15 protein-coding genes and 2 tRNA genes are annotated in these 15,269 nt (G+C 61.4%); 12 read left to right on the top strand and 5 right to left on the bottom strand.

The window, feature by feature from the left end; genetic code table 11:
- Positions 1-54 precede the first annotated feature (54 nt).
- Positions 55-130 (top strand) — tRNA-Phe (locus tag CKW35_RS19090).
- A gap of 170 nt (positions 131-300) precedes the next feature.
- Positions 301-1,281: a polyphosphate kinase 2 gene (ppk2, locus tag CKW35_RS19085; RefSeq protein ID WP_060518043.1), complete on the top strand. Its 981-nt coding sequence runs from the start codon at positions 301-303 to the stop codon at positions 1,279-1,281.
- 5 nt (positions 1,282-1,286) lie between these two features.
- On the opposite strand, the gene CKW35_RS19080 is transcribed toward ppk2, so the two are convergent.
- Positions 1,287-1,823 carry a hypothetical protein gene (locus tag CKW35_RS19080; RefSeq protein WP_095116622.1) on the bottom strand — a complete coding sequence of 179 codons (537 nt, stop codon included), beginning with the start codon at positions 1,821-1,823 and terminating at the stop codon, positions 1,287-1,289.
- A gap of 132 nt (positions 1,824-1,955) precedes the next feature.
- Between CKW35_RS19080 and CKW35_RS19075 the strand changes: the two genes are divergently transcribed.
- Positions 1,956-2,399: a hypothetical protein gene (locus CKW35_RS19075; protein WP_016484498.1), complete on the top strand. Its 444-nt coding sequence runs from the start codon at positions 1,956-1,958 to the stop codon at positions 2,397-2,399.
- Positions 2,400-2,578: 179 nt separating this feature from the next.
- Here CKW35_RS19075 and gabP read toward each other — a convergent pair whose 3' ends face one another.
- On the bottom strand, positions 2,579-3,964 hold the full coding sequence (gabP, locus tag CKW35_RS19070; protein WP_016484497.1) for a GABA permease: 1,386 nt from the start codon (positions 3,962-3,964) through the stop codon (positions 2,579-2,581).
- Positions 3,965-4,604: 640 nt separating this feature from the next.
- Here gabP and CKW35_RS19065 point away from each other — a divergent pair.
- The 5 genes from CKW35_RS19065 to CKW35_RS19045 all read left to right on the top strand — a co-directional run bounded on the left by CKW35_RS19065 (position 4,605) and on the right by CKW35_RS19045 (position 8,911).
- On the top strand, positions 4,605-5,378 hold the full coding sequence (locus CKW35_RS19065; RefSeq protein WP_016484496.1) for an ABC transporter ATP-binding protein: 774 nt from the start codon (positions 4,605-4,607) through the stop codon (positions 5,376-5,378).
- Positions 5,379-5,389: 11 nt separating this feature from the next.
- The gene (locus CKW35_RS19060; protein WP_003255747.1) at positions 5,390-6,142 is read left to right on the top strand and encodes an ABC transporter substrate-binding protein; all 753 of its coding nucleotides are present in this window, start codon (positions 5,390-5,392) and stop codon (positions 6,140-6,142) included.
- Between the two features lie 54 nt (positions 6,143-6,196).
- Positions 6,197-6,889: an ABC transporter permease gene (locus CKW35_RS19055; protein ID WP_016497593.1), complete on the top strand. Its 693-nt coding sequence runs from the start codon at positions 6,197-6,199 to the stop codon at positions 6,887-6,889.
- Complete coding sequence (locus CKW35_RS19050; protein WP_016497592.1) at positions 6,889-7,578, top strand: ABC transporter permease; 690 nt, start codon at positions 6,889-6,891, stop codon at positions 7,576-7,578. The genes CKW35_RS19055 and CKW35_RS19050 overlap by 1 nt, the downstream gene beginning before the upstream one ends.
- Positions 7,579-7,705: 127 nt before the next feature.
- On the top strand, positions 7,706-8,911 hold the full coding sequence (locus tag CKW35_RS19045; RefSeq protein ID WP_095116620.1) for a methyltransferase: 1,206 nt from the start codon (positions 7,706-7,708) through the stop codon (positions 8,909-8,911).
- A gap of 275 nt (positions 8,912-9,186) precedes the next feature.
- Here the strand turns inward: CKW35_RS19045 and CKW35_RS19040 are convergent, their stop codons facing one another.
- Positions 9,187-9,456, bottom strand: a complete 270-nt coding sequence (locus CKW35_RS19040; RefSeq protein ID WP_023047076.1) for a DUF3077 domain-containing protein — start codon at positions 9,454-9,456, stop codon at positions 9,187-9,189.
- Positions 9,457-9,977: 521 nt separating this feature from the next.
- Here CKW35_RS19040 and CKW35_RS19035 point away from each other — a divergent pair.
- Positions 9,978-10,226 (top strand): hypothetical protein, encoded by a 249-nt coding sequence (locus CKW35_RS19035; protein ID WP_023047075.1) that lies wholly within the window; start codon positions 9,978-9,980, stop codon positions 10,224-10,226.
- A gap of 98 nt (positions 10,227-10,324) precedes the next feature.
- A tRNA-Thr gene (locus CKW35_RS19030) sits at positions 10,325-10,400 on the top strand.
- 81 nt (positions 10,401-10,481) lie between these two features.
- Here the strand turns inward: CKW35_RS19030 and CKW35_RS19025 are convergent.
- Positions 10,482-12,092, bottom strand: coding sequence for a diguanylate cyclase (locus CKW35_RS19025; RefSeq protein ID WP_095116618.1), 1,611 nt, complete (start codon positions 12,090-12,092; stop codon positions 10,482-10,484).
- A 169-nt stretch (positions 12,093-12,261) separates the two neighbouring features.
- Between CKW35_RS19025 and CKW35_RS19020 the strand changes: the two genes are divergently transcribed.
- Positions 12,262-12,471, top strand: a complete 210-nt coding sequence (locus CKW35_RS19020) for an Abi family protein (protein ID WP_060518062.1) — start codon at positions 12,262-12,264, stop codon at positions 12,469-12,471.
- A 51-nt stretch (positions 12,472-12,522) separates the two neighbouring features.
- The gene (locus tag CKW35_RS19015; RefSeq protein ID WP_024717587.1) at positions 12,523-12,729 is read left to right on the top strand and encodes a DUF3079 domain-containing protein; all 207 of its coding nucleotides are present in this window, start codon (positions 12,523-12,525) and stop codon (positions 12,727-12,729) included.
- A gap of 127 nt (positions 12,730-12,856) precedes the next feature.
- Here the strand turns inward: CKW35_RS19015 and CKW35_RS19010 are convergent, their stop codons facing one another.
- On the bottom strand, positions 12,857-15,154 hold the full coding sequence (locus tag CKW35_RS19010) for a TonB-dependent siderophore receptor (RefSeq protein WP_095116616.1): 2,298 nt from the start codon (positions 15,152-15,154) through the stop codon (positions 12,857-12,859).
- Between the last annotated feature and the right edge of the window lie 115 nt (positions 15,155-15,269).

Genomic DNA, 15,269 nt, shown 5'->3' with positions numbered 1-15,269 from the left:
TTTTTCAAAAAGTCGTTGACGAGCGGTCCGGAAATCTATTTAATTCACCTCGTCGCCCAGATAGCTCAGTCGGTAGAGCAGAGGATTGAAAATCCTCGTGTCGGCGGTTCGACTCCGTCTCTGGGCACCACCTTCAAGCTTCTGGTGGTTGCAAAGTTACCCGAAGCGACAACAAGAAACCCGCCTAGTGCGGGTTTTTTGTTGTCTGTAATATTTGCTCATTGACCAGCATCAAATAGCCATCACTCGCTCACCTTCATAATCGAAGACGGATACCCGTATCGACCAGCAAGGACCTCCATGAGCGAAGAATCCCCCCTCCTGCTCCCCGCCCCCAGCGAACCCCCCATCACTCCAGTCCGCACGCGCCGCCCACGCCAGCGCAAGCCGGAACCGACGATCACCCGTATCAGCCAGCAACCCGCTGCACTGGAAGTTGCCACCGCCCCGAAGGGCAGCAACGAAGACAGCACCTCGGCCCACCTGCCGGCCAGCTACCCCTACCGCACACGCCTGCGACGCCAGGACTACGAAAAGGCCAAGCACGCGCTGCAGATCGAGCTGTTGAAGGTACAAAGCTGGGTGAAGGAAACCGGCCAGCGTGTGGTGATCCTGTTCGAGGGGCGCGATGCCGCAGGCAAGGGCGGCACCATCAAGCGCTTCATGGAGCACCTCAACCCACGTGGCGCACGCATCGTCGCACTGGAGAAGCCGTCCGAGCAGGAACAGGGCCAGTGGTATTTCCAGCGCTACATCCAGCACCTGCCCACAGCGGGTGAAATGGTGTTCTTCGACCGCTCCTGGTACAACCGCGCGGGCGTCGAGAAGGTGATGGAGTTCTGCACACCGCTGCAGTACCTGGAGTTCATGCGCCAGACACCGGACCTGGAGCGAATGCTGTGCAACAGCGGCATCCTGCTGTTCAAGTACTGGTTTTCGGTGAACCGCGAAGAGCAACTGCGACGCTTCATTTCACGCCGGGACGACCCGCTCAAACACTGGAAGCTGTCACCCATCGACATCAAGTCGCTGGACAAGTGGGAAGACTACACCGCGGCCAAGGAAGCGATGTTCTTCCACACCGACACCGCCGATGCGCCGTGGACGGTGATCAAGTCCGATGACAAGAAGCGCGCGCGGATCAACTGCATCCGCCACTTCCTGCATTCGCTGGACTACCCAGGCAAGGACCACAGCGTGGCCCACGCCCCGGATGCGCTGCTGGTCGGCAAGGCCGCTCGCGGCTTCGAAGAAGACGAGCTGGTCGCCCAACCAGCCTGAAGCGCCTAGAAGTTGGCCATGGCACTGCAATAATCAGCTTTGCGCCGGGCCACGTCCTCGGCTTTGTCCAGGCGCTTGAGCGTGCCGCCGCAGGCGCTGTAGCCGTGCACCACCAGCTCGTAGTCGGCGCCTTTTTGCGGCACGAACGAGAACATGCCCAGGCAGTTCTGCACCGTGTCATAGCCGGCCGAGCGCCCCCCATCGAGAAAGTGCAGGGTAAACGGCTTACCGGCAGGCACCAGCACTTCGCTGACTGCGTCACCCGCCCGGGCAGATACACTGGCCGGCATGCCCAAGGTTTCGCCATTGCGGTCGGCGAAGCCTTTGGTGGGTACCGCAATCACTCCGGCACCGGGGCTGTACCAGTCCACACAGTCCTTTTCCGGTACCGCACGTACCATACCGTCGGCGATTACCCGCAGGCGTGCGGTGTCACCGCCACTGGGCGAGCCGTAGGGGGTATTGAAAGATTTGACTGCGGCAATGTTGCCGCAGCCGGCAAGAGCGGCGGCCAGCAGGCCGAGCATGACGGGTGCTTTCATCCGTGAATGTCCTTTGAGCGAATGCCGAATGTCCGGGCAGCCTGAGTCAGACCCGCCAATGCCGCTTGGGTTTCACTGCCATCTGCGATTCAATACGCACTTTTCCAGCACCACCCAAGGACTCAAGCCCCCATGGCCACCCCTACCAAGCAACAGAAACGCGCCAAGCGCGCCGCCAGCAAGGCCAAGCAGAACCGCATGGTGCGTAGCGGCCAGGCGGTCAAGCCCAGTGCCGGCGACAGCGCCAGCGTCGAGCAGGTATACAACAAGGCGATGGAGTCGGGCAGCTACGATGCGATGTTCGAGAAGATGAAGGAAGCCCAGGAAGGCGGCCTGGTGCCGATGATCTCGGTGTTCCTGGTAGACCCACTGCTGGCCCTGGTGCTCAAGGGGCACAAGGAAGAGCACGCCACCGACTACATCGTGCTGGTGTTCAACGCCTACCGCAAATGGCTGGACGGCGCCGACGAAGAGGCCACCATGGCCTGGCTGGAAAGCGACGAGTTCCAGGCTGCCTACATCACCGCATCCGAACTGGTGGCCAAGCAGCAGCAACAGCAGAAGCAGTTTGGCTGACAGGGCCATTTAACCTGCAAGGGCCCTATCGCCGGCAGCCAGCTCCCACAGGGTCATGACAGGCCTGAGTGCAGCAAGATTCCTGTAGGCGCTGGCTTGCCGGCGATAGGGCCGGTACAGGCAACAAAAAAGGCCGCACCCTCTACAGGGCGCGGCCTTTTCATTACAGCCAGCGCGGATCAGTTATCCAGCGCCACCCGCCCGGCAGCTTCGCGCTTGCGGTGTACCAGCAATCCAGCCGCTACCACACCAATGCTCAGCAACGCAGTCGCGATGATCTCCGCACGGTGATCCTCACGCAGTGCCATGACCACCAGAATGGCGACGATGAAGGCAATGGTCGCCCAAGTCAGGCCCGGGAACAGCCACATCTTGAAGGTGATCTTCTCGCCACGGGCCTCACGCTGGCCGCGCATGCGCAGTTGCGACACGGCAATCACCAGGTACACCAGCAAGGCAATGGCGCCAGAGCTGGCCAGCAGGAATTCGAACACCTGGGCCGGGGCCACGAAGTTGGCGAACACGCAAAGGAAAGCCGCTGCAGTGGACAGCAAAACCGCCACATGCGGGGTTGCCGCCTTGGTGGTGCGCTGGGCGATCGCCGGGGCGTCGCCACGCTTGCTCAGCGAGAACAGCATGCGCGAAGAGGTATACAGCGCCGAGTTCAGGCAGCTGGTCACGGCGATCAGCACGACGATGTCGACGATCAGCTTGGCATTCGGCACGCCGATGCGGCTCAGCACAGTCTGGTAGGAACCGGTTTCGGCCAGGGCCGGGTCGTTCCACGGCACCAGGGCAACGACCAGGAAGATCGACACCAGGTAGAACAGGCAGATACGCCAGATGACCGAGTTGGTGGCGCGGCTGATCTGCTTGCCCGGGTCCTTCGACTCGGCAGCAGCAATGGTGACGATTTCGGTACCCATGAACGAGAACATGGTAGTCAGCATGGCTGCCAGCACTGCGCCCAGGCCGTTAGGCATGAAGCCTTGGGTATCGAACAGGTGGCTGGCACCGCTCACCTGGCTGCTCGGCACAAAGCCGAACATGGCCGCACAGCCCACGGCGATGAAACCGATGATCGCCAGCACCTTGAGCAGGGCGAACCAGAACTCGAACTCACCGTAGTTCTTCACACTGCACAGGTTGGTCAGGGTCAGCGCCAGGGTAATGATGAGGGAGAACGCCCACAGATCCACCGCAGGGAACCAGGCATGCAGAATGGCCGCGGCAGCGTTGGCCTCCAGCGGAATCACCAGCACCCAGAACCACCAGTACAGCCAGCCAATGGTAAAACCGGCCCAGCGCCCGATGGCGCGGTCGGCATAGGTAGAGAACGAACCGGTGTCAGGCGAGGCGACCGCCATTTCACCCAACATGCGCATCACCAGCACGACCAGCGTACCGGCGGCGGCGTATGCCAGCAGCACGGCCGGGCCGGCAGCTGCGATGGCGTGGCCGGAGCCTACGAACAGGCCGGCACCGATGACACCAGCGATGGACAGCATGGTCACATGCCGTTGTTTGAGCCCCTGAGCGAGGTCATTGGAATTGTTACCGCTCATAAAACTACCTTTGTAAGGAGTGGACCACTCCGACTGCGGGTACGGAGCGCGCCCAGGGTTGACCTAGGCGTCGCTGCAATCGGCGGTTTCCTACTGGCAATAAGCGCGCCATCTGCTGAATGCATTCGTCAGAAAATTTCACGGGCCTTTTAGCACGCGGTTTGGAGGGCTTTCGGCCACTGCTTGACCGAAAGGACGCCAAATCATCGGATTACTGAAATACCCACTTACAAACGCACCAAAGGTGCTCCTCGGTAACACCCGTGCACCACCGCAATGCCAGAAAGTGCAACCCTGAGGTACAACCTTTTAGCCTGTTGGCGCGTCCACAGATAACGCTGCCCCCTGAGAACACCTTTGACCTAAAGGTCGGATTTACCCCTCGAATGGGCCAAAACCGCTTCCATGAGCGAGCTAAAGCTGGCACCATCGCGCCTTTTTTCATCAAGGCTCTGGTGCTGGGCGACACCTTCGCGGACATCTGCGCGACGTTACGCTGTAGCGATGCGACAAACTGCCCCACCAGTGCCCACAGTCCCTGGCAACCCTGTTGGCCGCCATAATGCCGCTATGCTAGCTTGGCGCACGCCAGGAAGGCCGCCAATAGCTGGGAACGCACCCGAACACATGAGGACCGCACATGGCTCAGGCCACGCCCGCGCTGGAAATCCGCAATCTGCATAAACGCTACGGCGAGCAGGAAATTCTCAAGGGCATTTCGCTGACCGCGCGCGACGGTGACGTGATCTCCATCCTGGGGTCGTCCGGCTCCGGCAAGTCCACCCTGCTGCGTTGCATCAACCTGCTCGAGAACCCGCACCAGGGCGAAATCCTGGTTGCTGGCGAAGCCCTCAAGCTCAAGGCAGCCAAAAACGGCGACCTGGTCGCTGCCGACAACCGCCAGATCAACCGCCTGCGCAGCGAAATCGGCTTTGTCTTCCAGAACTTCAACCTGTGGCCGCACATGTCGATCCTCGACAACATCATCGAGGCGCCACGCCGCGTGCTCGGCCAAAGCAAGGCCGAGGCCATCGAAGCCGCCGAAGCGCTGCTGAACAAGGTGGGCATCTACGACAAACGCCACAGCTACCCCGCCCAGCTTTCCGGTGGCCAGCAACAGCGTGCCGCCATTGCCCGTACCCTGGCCATGAAGCCTAAAGTGATCCTGTTCGACGAGCCCACTTCGGCCCTCGATCCGGAAATGGTCCAGGAAGTGCTTAACGTTATCCGCGCATTGGCCGAAGAAGGCCGTACCATGCTGTTGGTAACGCACGAGATGAGCTTTGCCCGCCATGTGTCCAGTGAAGTCGTCTTCCTGCACCAGGGCTTGGTCGAAGAGCAGGGATCGCCGCAGCAGGTCTTCGAGAACCCGAACTCGGCGCGTTGCAAGCAATTCATGTCAAGCCACCGCTAACGGAGCAATACATGCACACCTACAAGAAGTTTCTCCTGGCAGCTGCTGCCACGCTGGTGATGTCGGCAAACGCCATGGCCGCAGAAAAACTGCGCATGGGCATCGAAGCCGCCTACCCACCGTTCAACAACAAGGATGCCAGCGGTAACGTGGTTGGCTTCGATAAAGACATCGGCGATGCCCTGTGCGCCAAGATGAAAGTCGAGTGCTCGGTCGTTACCTCCGACTGGGACGGCATCATCCCGGCCCTGAACGCCAAGAAGTTCGACTTCCTGGTGTCTTCGCTGTCGATCACCGACGAGCGCAAGCAGGCTGTGGACTTCACCGAGCCGTACTACTCCAACAAGCTGCAGTTCATCGCGCCGAAAAACGTCGACTTCAAGACTGACAAAGAGTCGCTGAAGGGCAAGGTCATCGGCACCCAGCGTGCAACCCTGGCCGGCACCTACCTTGAAGACAACTTCAAGGGCGTGGACGTGAAGCTGTACGACACCCAGGAAAACGCCTACCTGGACCTGGTGTCCGGCCGCATCGACGGCATCCTGGCCGACAAGTACGTGCAGTACGAGTGGCTGAAAAGCAAAGACGGCTCCAACTTCGAGTTCAAGGGCGAGCCGGTGATGGACAGCGACAAGATCGGCATTGCCGTGCGCAAAGGTGACACCAAGCTGCGCGACGACCTGAACAAAGCCCTGGCCGAAATCAAGGCCGACGGCACGTACAAGAAAATCAACGACAAGTACTTCCCGTTCAGCATCGAATGACCCGCCCTGACCGGCGCGCCCCCGTGGCGCGCCAGTCCCTAAAATGACCTGCCCATGAATATCGACCTGCACGGATTCGGTCCGGCCATGATGGCCGGCACCTTGATGACCGTAAAACTGGCGCTTTGCGCCTTGCTGCTGGGGCTGGTGCTGGGCCTGCTCGGCGCCCTGGCCAAAACCTCACCACTCAAGCCCCTGCAATGGCTTGGCGGCTTCTACTCGACCCTGGTTCGCGGCGTGCCCGAACTGCTGTGGGTACTGCTTATCTATTTCGGTACCGTCGGGCTGATGAACAGCCTCGGCGAAGCCCTGAACATGCCGGGCCTGGAGCTTAGCGCCTTCGCGGCGGGTGTAATCGCCCTGGGCCTGTGCTTTGGCGCCTACGCCACCGAAGTGTTCCGTGGCGCCATCCTGGCGATCCCCAAGGGCCACCGTGAAGCGGGCCTGGCGCTGGGCCTGTCCAAGGGCCGCATCCTGTCGCGGATCATCCTGCCGCAGATGTGGCGCATCGCCCTGCCCGGCCTTGGCAACCTGTTCATGATCCTGATGAAGGACACCGCCCTGGTGTCGGTGATCGGCCTGGAAGAAATCATGCGTCACTCGCAAATCGGCGTGACCGTGACCAAGGAGCCGTTCACTTTCTACATGGTCGCAGCCTGCATCTACCTGGGCCTGACCGTCATTGCCATGACCGGCATGTACTTCATGGAAAAACGCGCCGCTCGCGGCTTTGCGAGGGCTGAATAATGAATTGGGAAGTCATCTTCAAATGGCTGCCGCGCCTGGCCGAGGGTGCGGTCCTGACCCTGGAGCTGGTAGCCATTGCCGTGGTTGCCGGTTTGATCCTGGCCATCCCGCTGGGCATCGCCCGCTCCTCGCGCCACTGGTACGTGCGCGCCGTGCCGTTCAGCTACATCTTCTTCTTCCGTGGTACGCCGCTGCTGGTGCAGTTGTTTCTGGTCTATTACGGCCTGGCGCAGTTCGATGCAGTGCGCTCGAGCTCGCTGTGGCCGTACCTGCGCGATCCGTTCTGGTGCACGGTGCTGACCATGACCCTGCACACCGCCGCGTACATTGCCGAGATCCTGCGTGGCGCGCTGCAATCGATCCCCAAAGGTGAGATCGAAGCGGCGCGGGCGCTGGGCATGTCGCGGGGCAAGGCGCTGTTCTACATCATGCTGCCCCGTGCTGCGCGCATCGGCCTGCCGGCGTACAGCAACGAAGTGATCCTGATGCTCAAGGCCAGTGCCCTGGCCAGTACCGTGACCCTGCTGGAACTGACCGGCATGGCCCGTACCATCATTGCCCGTACCTACCTGCCGGTAGAAATCTTCTTTGCCGCAGGCGTGTTCTACCTGGTGATCTCGTTCTTGCTGGTGCAGGGCTTCAAGCTGCTGGAGCGCTGGCTGCGCGTGGATGCCTGCCAGGGTCGCTGAGACCTTACTGGCCATTTCGCGGGTGAACCCGCTCCCACAGGTACATCACAGGCCTTGAAACCTGTGCTAATCCTGTGGGAGCGGGTTCACCCGCGAAGAGGCCTTCAAACCCAACACACATCTACCCATGCCCAGCCACCTCCATAGCCACCACCTAAGCACCCGCTTCAAGGCCCTCGACCAGTTCCTGATCGAGCACCAACAGCTGTGGAAACCCCGCCCCTTCACCACCCTGCAACTGGCCTGGGAAACCACCCACCCCCAGCTTGCCGCACACCTGCGCCAATGTTCCCTGGCAGACGCCGAAGCCGACAGCGCCGCTGACCGCTTGCCAGCCCCATTCCCGCAACTGTCCGAGCAGGCCCGACAGCTCGCCGCCCTCGGCAGCCTCCCGCAAACCGACTTGCCACCTGCCGCTCACCGCCTGGACGTCGCCGTCCCCGGCCGCAAATGGCAGCAGATCGAAGCCTTCGCCAGCCACCTGGCCTTCCGCGACCCACCCCACCACTGGCTGGACTGGTGCTCCGGCAAAGGCCACCTCGGCCGTCGCCTGCTGCAACCCGGCCAGCAGTTGACCTGCCTGGAATACGACGCCGAACTGGTCGCCGCCGGCCAGGTACTGAGCGCCCACCATCACTTGCCAGCGCAGCACGTACAACAGGATGTGATGGCCAGCGACAGCAACCGCCACCTCGCTGGCGACAAAAGCGTGGTCGCCCTGCATGCCTGTGGCGACCTGCACGTCCGCCTGATGCAACTGGCCAGCCAGCAAGGCTGCCGGCAACTCGCCGTAGCCCCCTGCTGCTACAACCGCATCGCGGCGCCGCACTACCAGGCGTTATCCACAGCCGCGAAAGCATCGAGCCTGCAGCTGTCGGTGGACGACCTGGGCCTGCCCCTGAGCGAAACCGTCACTGCCGGCGCCCGCGTGCGGCGCCAGCGCGACACCTCGATGGCCCGCCGCCTGGGCTTCGACCTGCTGCAACGCCAGCAGCGCCAGACCGGCGAATACCTGCCAACGCCGTCGCTGCCGGTCGCCTGGCTGGAAAAGCCCTACGAGCAGTACTGCCGCGACCTGGCCGATCTCAAACAACTGCCCTTGAACGGCAACCCGGACTGGGCCGCCCTGGAAGCAGCCGGGTGGCAACGACTGGCCGAGGTACGCAACCTGGAGCGCGTACGTAACCTGTTCCGCCGGCCGCTGGAATTGTGGCTGGTGCTTGATCGCGCCCTGTTCCTCGAAGAACAAGGCTATGAGGTACGCCTGGGCCTGTTCTGCGATTACCCGCTGACCCCGCGCAACCTGCTGATACTCGCGGAACGTGACCTTTAGCCGCAGCACAACCTGTGGATAAGTCTGTGAACAAGCTTTTGATTACCTGTTGGATCCAAGCGCTATTTCAAGGGTTTGGCTTATTCCTGGTCGCAGCTGCAGGCCAGTAAAAACAGGCATTTGCGCAAAGACCAGCGGCGTAGCGATGCGGCATGCCTTTCGCGCAAGCCGCCAATGCCACTTGTGCATAAACATTTCTTATGGTTGGCGCAAGCGGCTTTTGTGGAAGCGGCCTTGTGCCGCGAAAGGGCTGCAAAGCAGCTCCTCTCAAAGTCTCAGTGCGCCTTACCTTTGGCGATCTCGATATCGTTTATCAGCGCCTTGGCCATGTCGCACAGGTAATCGGCAGCCCCCAGGAATTTATGGTCGTCCTCCATATCCCCCTCGCGCACTAGGTGCTTGATGTAGCCCATCAGGATCGAGACATGCTCGTAGGCAGCGTCCACCGGAACGCCGGGTTGAACGCGAAGCAGATTTAGGGATGGGTTACCGGCTGCAAGGAAGGTTTCCACGCCTGCGGTGGTGACTGGCTCATCTTGTTTCATGGCAAATCCTCATTCACGAAAAAGGAGGCTGCCAAAAATCTTTCTCACGGATTTGGGGCGGCAGCCGTACGCGGGGTGAGAAACCGAGTGAATAAGGAAGCCCGGCCAGACCGAGGTCTGCCCACGTACGGCCACCATGACAGGTAGCGCTTATTCAAAGTCGGGCTCTCACACCCGGTCGCCTGAGCGACCCGAAAACGGTATCTGTGAGCCACTTCCCCGACAACAGCGATACTTCGGCGGCGCGCGTAGGATACTTCCGAAGCATCCAGATTCTGAAGCTTTTAGCCCCATGGTTCAGAATTGCCTTACACAGATAGCCGCGCTTACACGGCCCCCTGTGGGAGCGGGTTCACCCGCGAAGAGGCCATACCAGGCAACACAAGGCTAATGCTCACCCGCCGTAACGGTGTATCATCCGCCCCCAAATCATTAAAAAGTGACGTCGCGCGCTGCCCGCCAGCCCCGCGGCCGTCTGGCGTTGCGCCAGAACCGACAATGGACCAACGGACCCGACCATCGTGACCCGAGCCAAATCCTTCGCTTTGTTGACCCTTGCCCTGGCCATCACCGGCTGCGCCAGCGGCCCCTCGCCTCACCACAACAGCAACTTGGGCTGGAACCACCCCGGCATGCAACTGGGCGGCGACAACGGCCTGCCCCTGCGCACCGAAAGCCCCTGCCGCAAGCGCGGCTGCGACAACGACAAGCTGTTCTTCAACCCCGGCAAAAGCGAGCCAAGCGTCAACACCATCCACCGCGGCTGGTAGGAAAATTCTCCTTTTAGGCCGGTGACTTAGGTCTTTTGCGAACATTCGCAAGGAAGTGGTTTACAGGCGCCAAACGATCGTTATAATGACGCCCCATTGCCGGTATAGCTCAGATGGTAGAGCAACTGACTTGTAATCAGTAGGTCCCGGGTTCGATTCCTGGTGCCGGCACCATACGCAGTATCAAAAAAGGCTCACCGAAAGGTGGGCCTTTTTTGTTTTCAGTGTCGTTATGCCCCCTCACCCTCACCCCTCTCAAACCCTCCGCAACCCTCGCCGCACCTCTTTATCGGCATACATCAACTGATCCGCCGCTTTAAGCGCGGCCTGCAGCGAAGTCGCAGCGGGATCAACACTCGTAATACCAAAACTCGCACCCGCATAATCGAACCGGCAGTCGTCAAACTCGTAGCTACCAATCAGCAGCGGCACCAGCCGTCTGCGCATCGCTGCTGCAGTTTTGGCCATTTCGTCCGGGTGGACAGAAGCGGTCAAGCCGATCACAACGAACTCGTCGCCGCCCCAGCGCCCAAGTTCATCCGACGCCCGCAATCCACCCTGCAGGCGCCGGCTGCTTTCGATCAGGAACTTGTCCCCCACCTCGTGCCCGTACGTGTCGTTGATCGCCTTGAATTCATCGAGGTCGATAAACGCCACCAGCACCCCCTGCCCCGTTCGCTTCGCCAACGCGAAATGCCGATGCAAGGCAGCCAGGATTGCACGCCGATTCTTCAACCCGGTCAGCGCGTCATAGTTTGCCGCATAGCGTTCTTCCTGGCGGCGCAACAGCATCTGCCCGGCCACACGGCTGGAGAGCAAGATCAAGATCAACCCGAGCGCTGCTACAGAGGCACCGGTCCAGTAATACTGCTGACGCATCGGCTGCAGGTGATCAAGCTTTGCCAGCGTCAGCAGCTGATATTGCGCGTCGTTCAGAGGCTGGCGATGCACCAGATAAGGGTGCCCGTCAATGAGCCATTGATTGGCCTGACCCGCGTCTGCCACAGCGCGGATATCCATGGGCTCGCCCAGCTCTTCGTCGCCATCCAGAGGCCGGCGAATATCGGGCGGCAGCAGTGCCGCCACGTTACGCAGCATGAAAGGATCGCTGGACGCGGTGGTCACGCGCCCCTGACGGTTCACTATCAAGGCTATGTGACGCCCTGTCAGGTACAGGGCTATGTCCGGGGCATCGAACTTGACCGTGACAGAGCCAAGTGGCTTGCCGTCGGCATCGTCGATGCGGCTGGCAACGAAATAGGAGGGGGTTTTGTTCAGGCGGGCGATGCCGAACATTTCACCACTGCCGGTGCGCAATGCATCGAGCAGGTAGGCCCTGCCCGTATAGATCTGGCCAACGATGCTGAATGACTCCGCCCAGTTGCTGGCCGTCACCGTATCGTCTGAGAGGTTGTTCATGTAGATACGGGCATAGTGCAGATCGCTGGCCAATCTATCCATGAAATCACCGACGCTTCGCACCAGCGGGTCACGGGTGAAATTCGCAGCGCGCTCCTCCCGCGTGAGGGCCGCGAAGCCGGGTGGGTCATGGCGGTATCGGGCGGCGAGTTGGATCACCTCGCTTTGACGGGCCACCATGTTGGCCACGCTGGCCATCTCGGTGAACAGGCGGTCTACCACACGCCCCGTAATCTGGGCCTCGTATTCGGCGCCTGCCGACAGGTTGTCGAGCTCTTGTGCTGTAAGGCGCTGCGCTATCCACCCGCCCAGGCTTGCCACGAGTGCCAACCAGACGACCACAACGCCCAGCGTCACCCGGCGCATGATGGAAGGGATGTGCGTGCGTTGCCGCCGCTGCGGTGGATCGTAGCTCACGCCGCGCTTGCCGGTTGAATGGTGCTCCAAAGCAACTCCCTTTGCGATACAGCAAGGTGCATCATCGACCCTGCGATAGCCCACCACGGCGGGGCTCGCAAGATTGTAAAACATTCACCTCAGTGTATTGGCAGAACGTCTACTCACCAGCGACTGACTTTTTTCTTGAAGCAATCAGCTTCTTCTGCCGACACCCCACATGCGCCCATTTCAGATACCGAATGATGCCAGCCAAACCTTCAGGCCTGGCATGCGGTTGCGTGAGCTCACAACGCTATACGATTGTGACCGGCGCTTGTTGCTGCTGATCATTGATGCCATCGAACGGATTGAGGTCGCTGCGCGTGCCACCATCAGCAAGCACATGGGGCCATTGCATGGGGCGAGATTGATGCCGATCAAGCCATAAGCTTGGCCAGGGGTTTACGTTCAAACCAGGTAGCCCTGAGGGAGGATGAGCATGGCCAAGAGATTCCCCACAAACCCTCGCCACCCCGAGCGTATCTGCTGGGGTTGCGACCTGTACTGCCCTGCCAAGGCGCTAGCCTGTGGCAATGGCGCAGACCGGACCATGCATCCGGTGGAGCTGTTTGGCGAAGATTGGGATAGCTTCGAGGGCCATTTGGAGAAGCCGGTTGATACAGGGCACGCGGCAAAGCCCAGCTGAGAGAGGGCCGGTTGGGAGCGGGCTTCCCCCCAAACCGACACCGTGTTGGATGGCACGGGCTTCGCCCGTGTTCGCGGGGCAAGCCCGCTCCCACAGGGACCGCGCGCAGACCTGTGGGAACGGTTGGTCAGAACGCGGTGCTTACCGTCACCGACAAGTTACGCGGGTCGCCGTAGATGGCCCCGGCATAGAACCCGTACTGGGTGTAGTAATGCTTGTCGAACAGGTTGTTGGCGTTGAGGCTGACGCTGGTCTCATCGGTCAGCTGGTACTTGGCCATGGCATTCCAGATGGCATAACCGGACCAGTTCACATCAGTGGCACCATTGCTCACACCATTGGTGGGCTGGCCAGCCGGGCTGGAAATGGCGCGGATGTTGGTTTGCGCGGTCACGCCGGCACCCACGGTCAGGCGGTCGAGCGGGCCGCTGAGGCGGTAGGTGGTCGAAGCCTTGAACAAGTGCGACGGGTCGCTGCGGCCGTCGCTGTCGACGCGACGGAAGTGCAGGTAGGTGTAGCCGGCATACACGTTCCAATTGGGCGTCAGCGCGCCTGCCACTTCCAGGTCGATACCGTCGGTTTCCACGCCAGAGCCCGCCTTGTAGGCGCTGGCCCCGGTCGGTGTGGTCAGGTCGCCGTCGAGCACGGCTTTGTTTTCCTGCTTGGTGCGGAAGTACGCCGCCGAGGCGTTCAGACGGCCATCGAACCACTCACCCTTGATACCTGTTTCGTAGCTTTGCCCACGAATCGGCTCGACCTTGCTGCCACTGCTGGTTTCAGAGGTTTGCGGGGTAAAGATGTCGGTGTAGCTGGCGTATACCGAGTAGTTGTCGTTGAGGTCGTACACCGCGCCCAGGTAGGGGGTGACGATGCCGTTTTCTTCCTGGCTGCTGCGCTCGCCAGCCACGCTGCGGGTCACAGAGGAATAGTTGCTGGTGCGCACGCCAACGATCACCGACAGCGGGTCGGTGATGCTCAGGCGGGTGGCGGCGTACATGCCCTGCAGGCGAGTGGTGGTCTTGCTGTGAAGGCCGGTGCGCGAGGCGATGATGTCGTAGTCGTCATCCACGCCATTGCGCCAGTCGGTGACCGGGAAGCCGTTGTTGGCGCGGAACTGGCAACCCAGTGCAGGCGCGCTGGCCATGCCATCGCCGACCATGGTGCAGGTGTACTGGGGCGACCAGCCGACGGTGCGGCTGTCGTTGTAGCCGACCATGGCCTGGTGCGTGCGGCCGAACAGCTGGAACGGGCCGGACAGGTCGATCTGCGCCGACTGCTGGGTGGTGTCGCTGGAGCTGTGCAAACCGTTCAGCACCGCGCCGCTGCCGTCCTGGTCCCAATAGCCGCCGTAGCTGCCGCGCCCAGCCGAGTTCACCTTGGCAAGGCCCCGGTGGTTCAAGGCTTCGGTAGTCGCCTGGGCGGCTTTCAGGTCCAACGTCCAGTCGTTGTCGAAGCGGTGCTCGAGCGAGCCGAACGCCGTACGGGTGGTGTACTCGCCAAAGCTCCAGCTGGGCACCACGTTGGTGCTGCGCGGCAAGTCGGTCTTGCTGCCGTCGCGGTACCAGATCGGGATGTTCGCACCCCAGCCGCCGCCGACAACCTTGTTGTATTCATACTGGTAACCGGCGCCCAGTGTGGTGGCGTCGTCCAGGTCGAACGCGAAATTGGCCAACGCGGCGCGGGAGCGCTCGGACTGGTTGTCGCGGAACGAGTTGGCGTCCTGCTGGGTCATCACGAAGCGCGAACGCAGGCGGCCATCCGCGGACAGGGGCAGATTCAGGTCAGCACCCAGGCGACGTTTGTCCCAGCTGCCGTAAGTGGCGTAGGCGCTGCCGCCGAACGTCTTGGTCGGTGCCTTGCGGATCAGGTTGACGGTGGCAGAGGGGTCGCCGGTGCCGCCCAGCAGGCCGTTGGCGCCGCGCACGATGTCGATGCGTTCGTACAGGTCCATGTTCAACGCATTGCCGCTGCCACTGAAATCGGACCCGCCCTGGGTCTGCAGGCCGTCGACCTTCCAGTTGCTGATCGAGTAACCACGGGCACGGTAGTCGGTACGCCCACCCACCTCGGATTTGTTGGCCGTTACCCCCGGCGTGGTTTCCAGCGCCTGCTCGATGGTGTGGATGTCGCGGTCATCCATCTGCTGGCGGGTAATGGTGGTGACCGATTGCGGCGTCTGGCGTGGCGTCAGCGCCAGGCCTGTGGAGCTGCGGGTGCTCTCGACCGTATAGCCTAGCTGGCCAGCATCGTCGGCCGGCAGCAGAGCGCTGTCTTCGATCTGCGTGGCGTCCAGCTCCAGGGGTTTGCCGTCGGCAGCTGCGGCCCCGCCACTGATGGCGACGGCCACGAAGAACGCCAGCGGCTTGAGGCGACTGCCACTTTGGCTGATGGGGGTGAACACTTTCGGGATGCGCTTGGGATTCATTTGGGAAGGCTTCGTATTTGCAGATGATTTTTTGTTAGGATTCTAGGGATCGGCCCTCCCGGCTCCAGACCCGACATGTACGGGGATGTAATTGAACGTAACGAGCGCCACCGGC

The sequence above is a fragment of the Pseudomonas sp. Irchel 3F3 genome, assembly GCF_900187545.1.
Taxonomy (GTDB): domain Bacteria; phylum Pseudomonadota; class Gammaproteobacteria; order Pseudomonadales; family Pseudomonadaceae; genus Aquipseudomonas; species Aquipseudomonas fortuita.
Note: the sequence above shows the minus strand (reverse complement) of the source record. Positions and strands in the feature narration are given on the sequence as shown.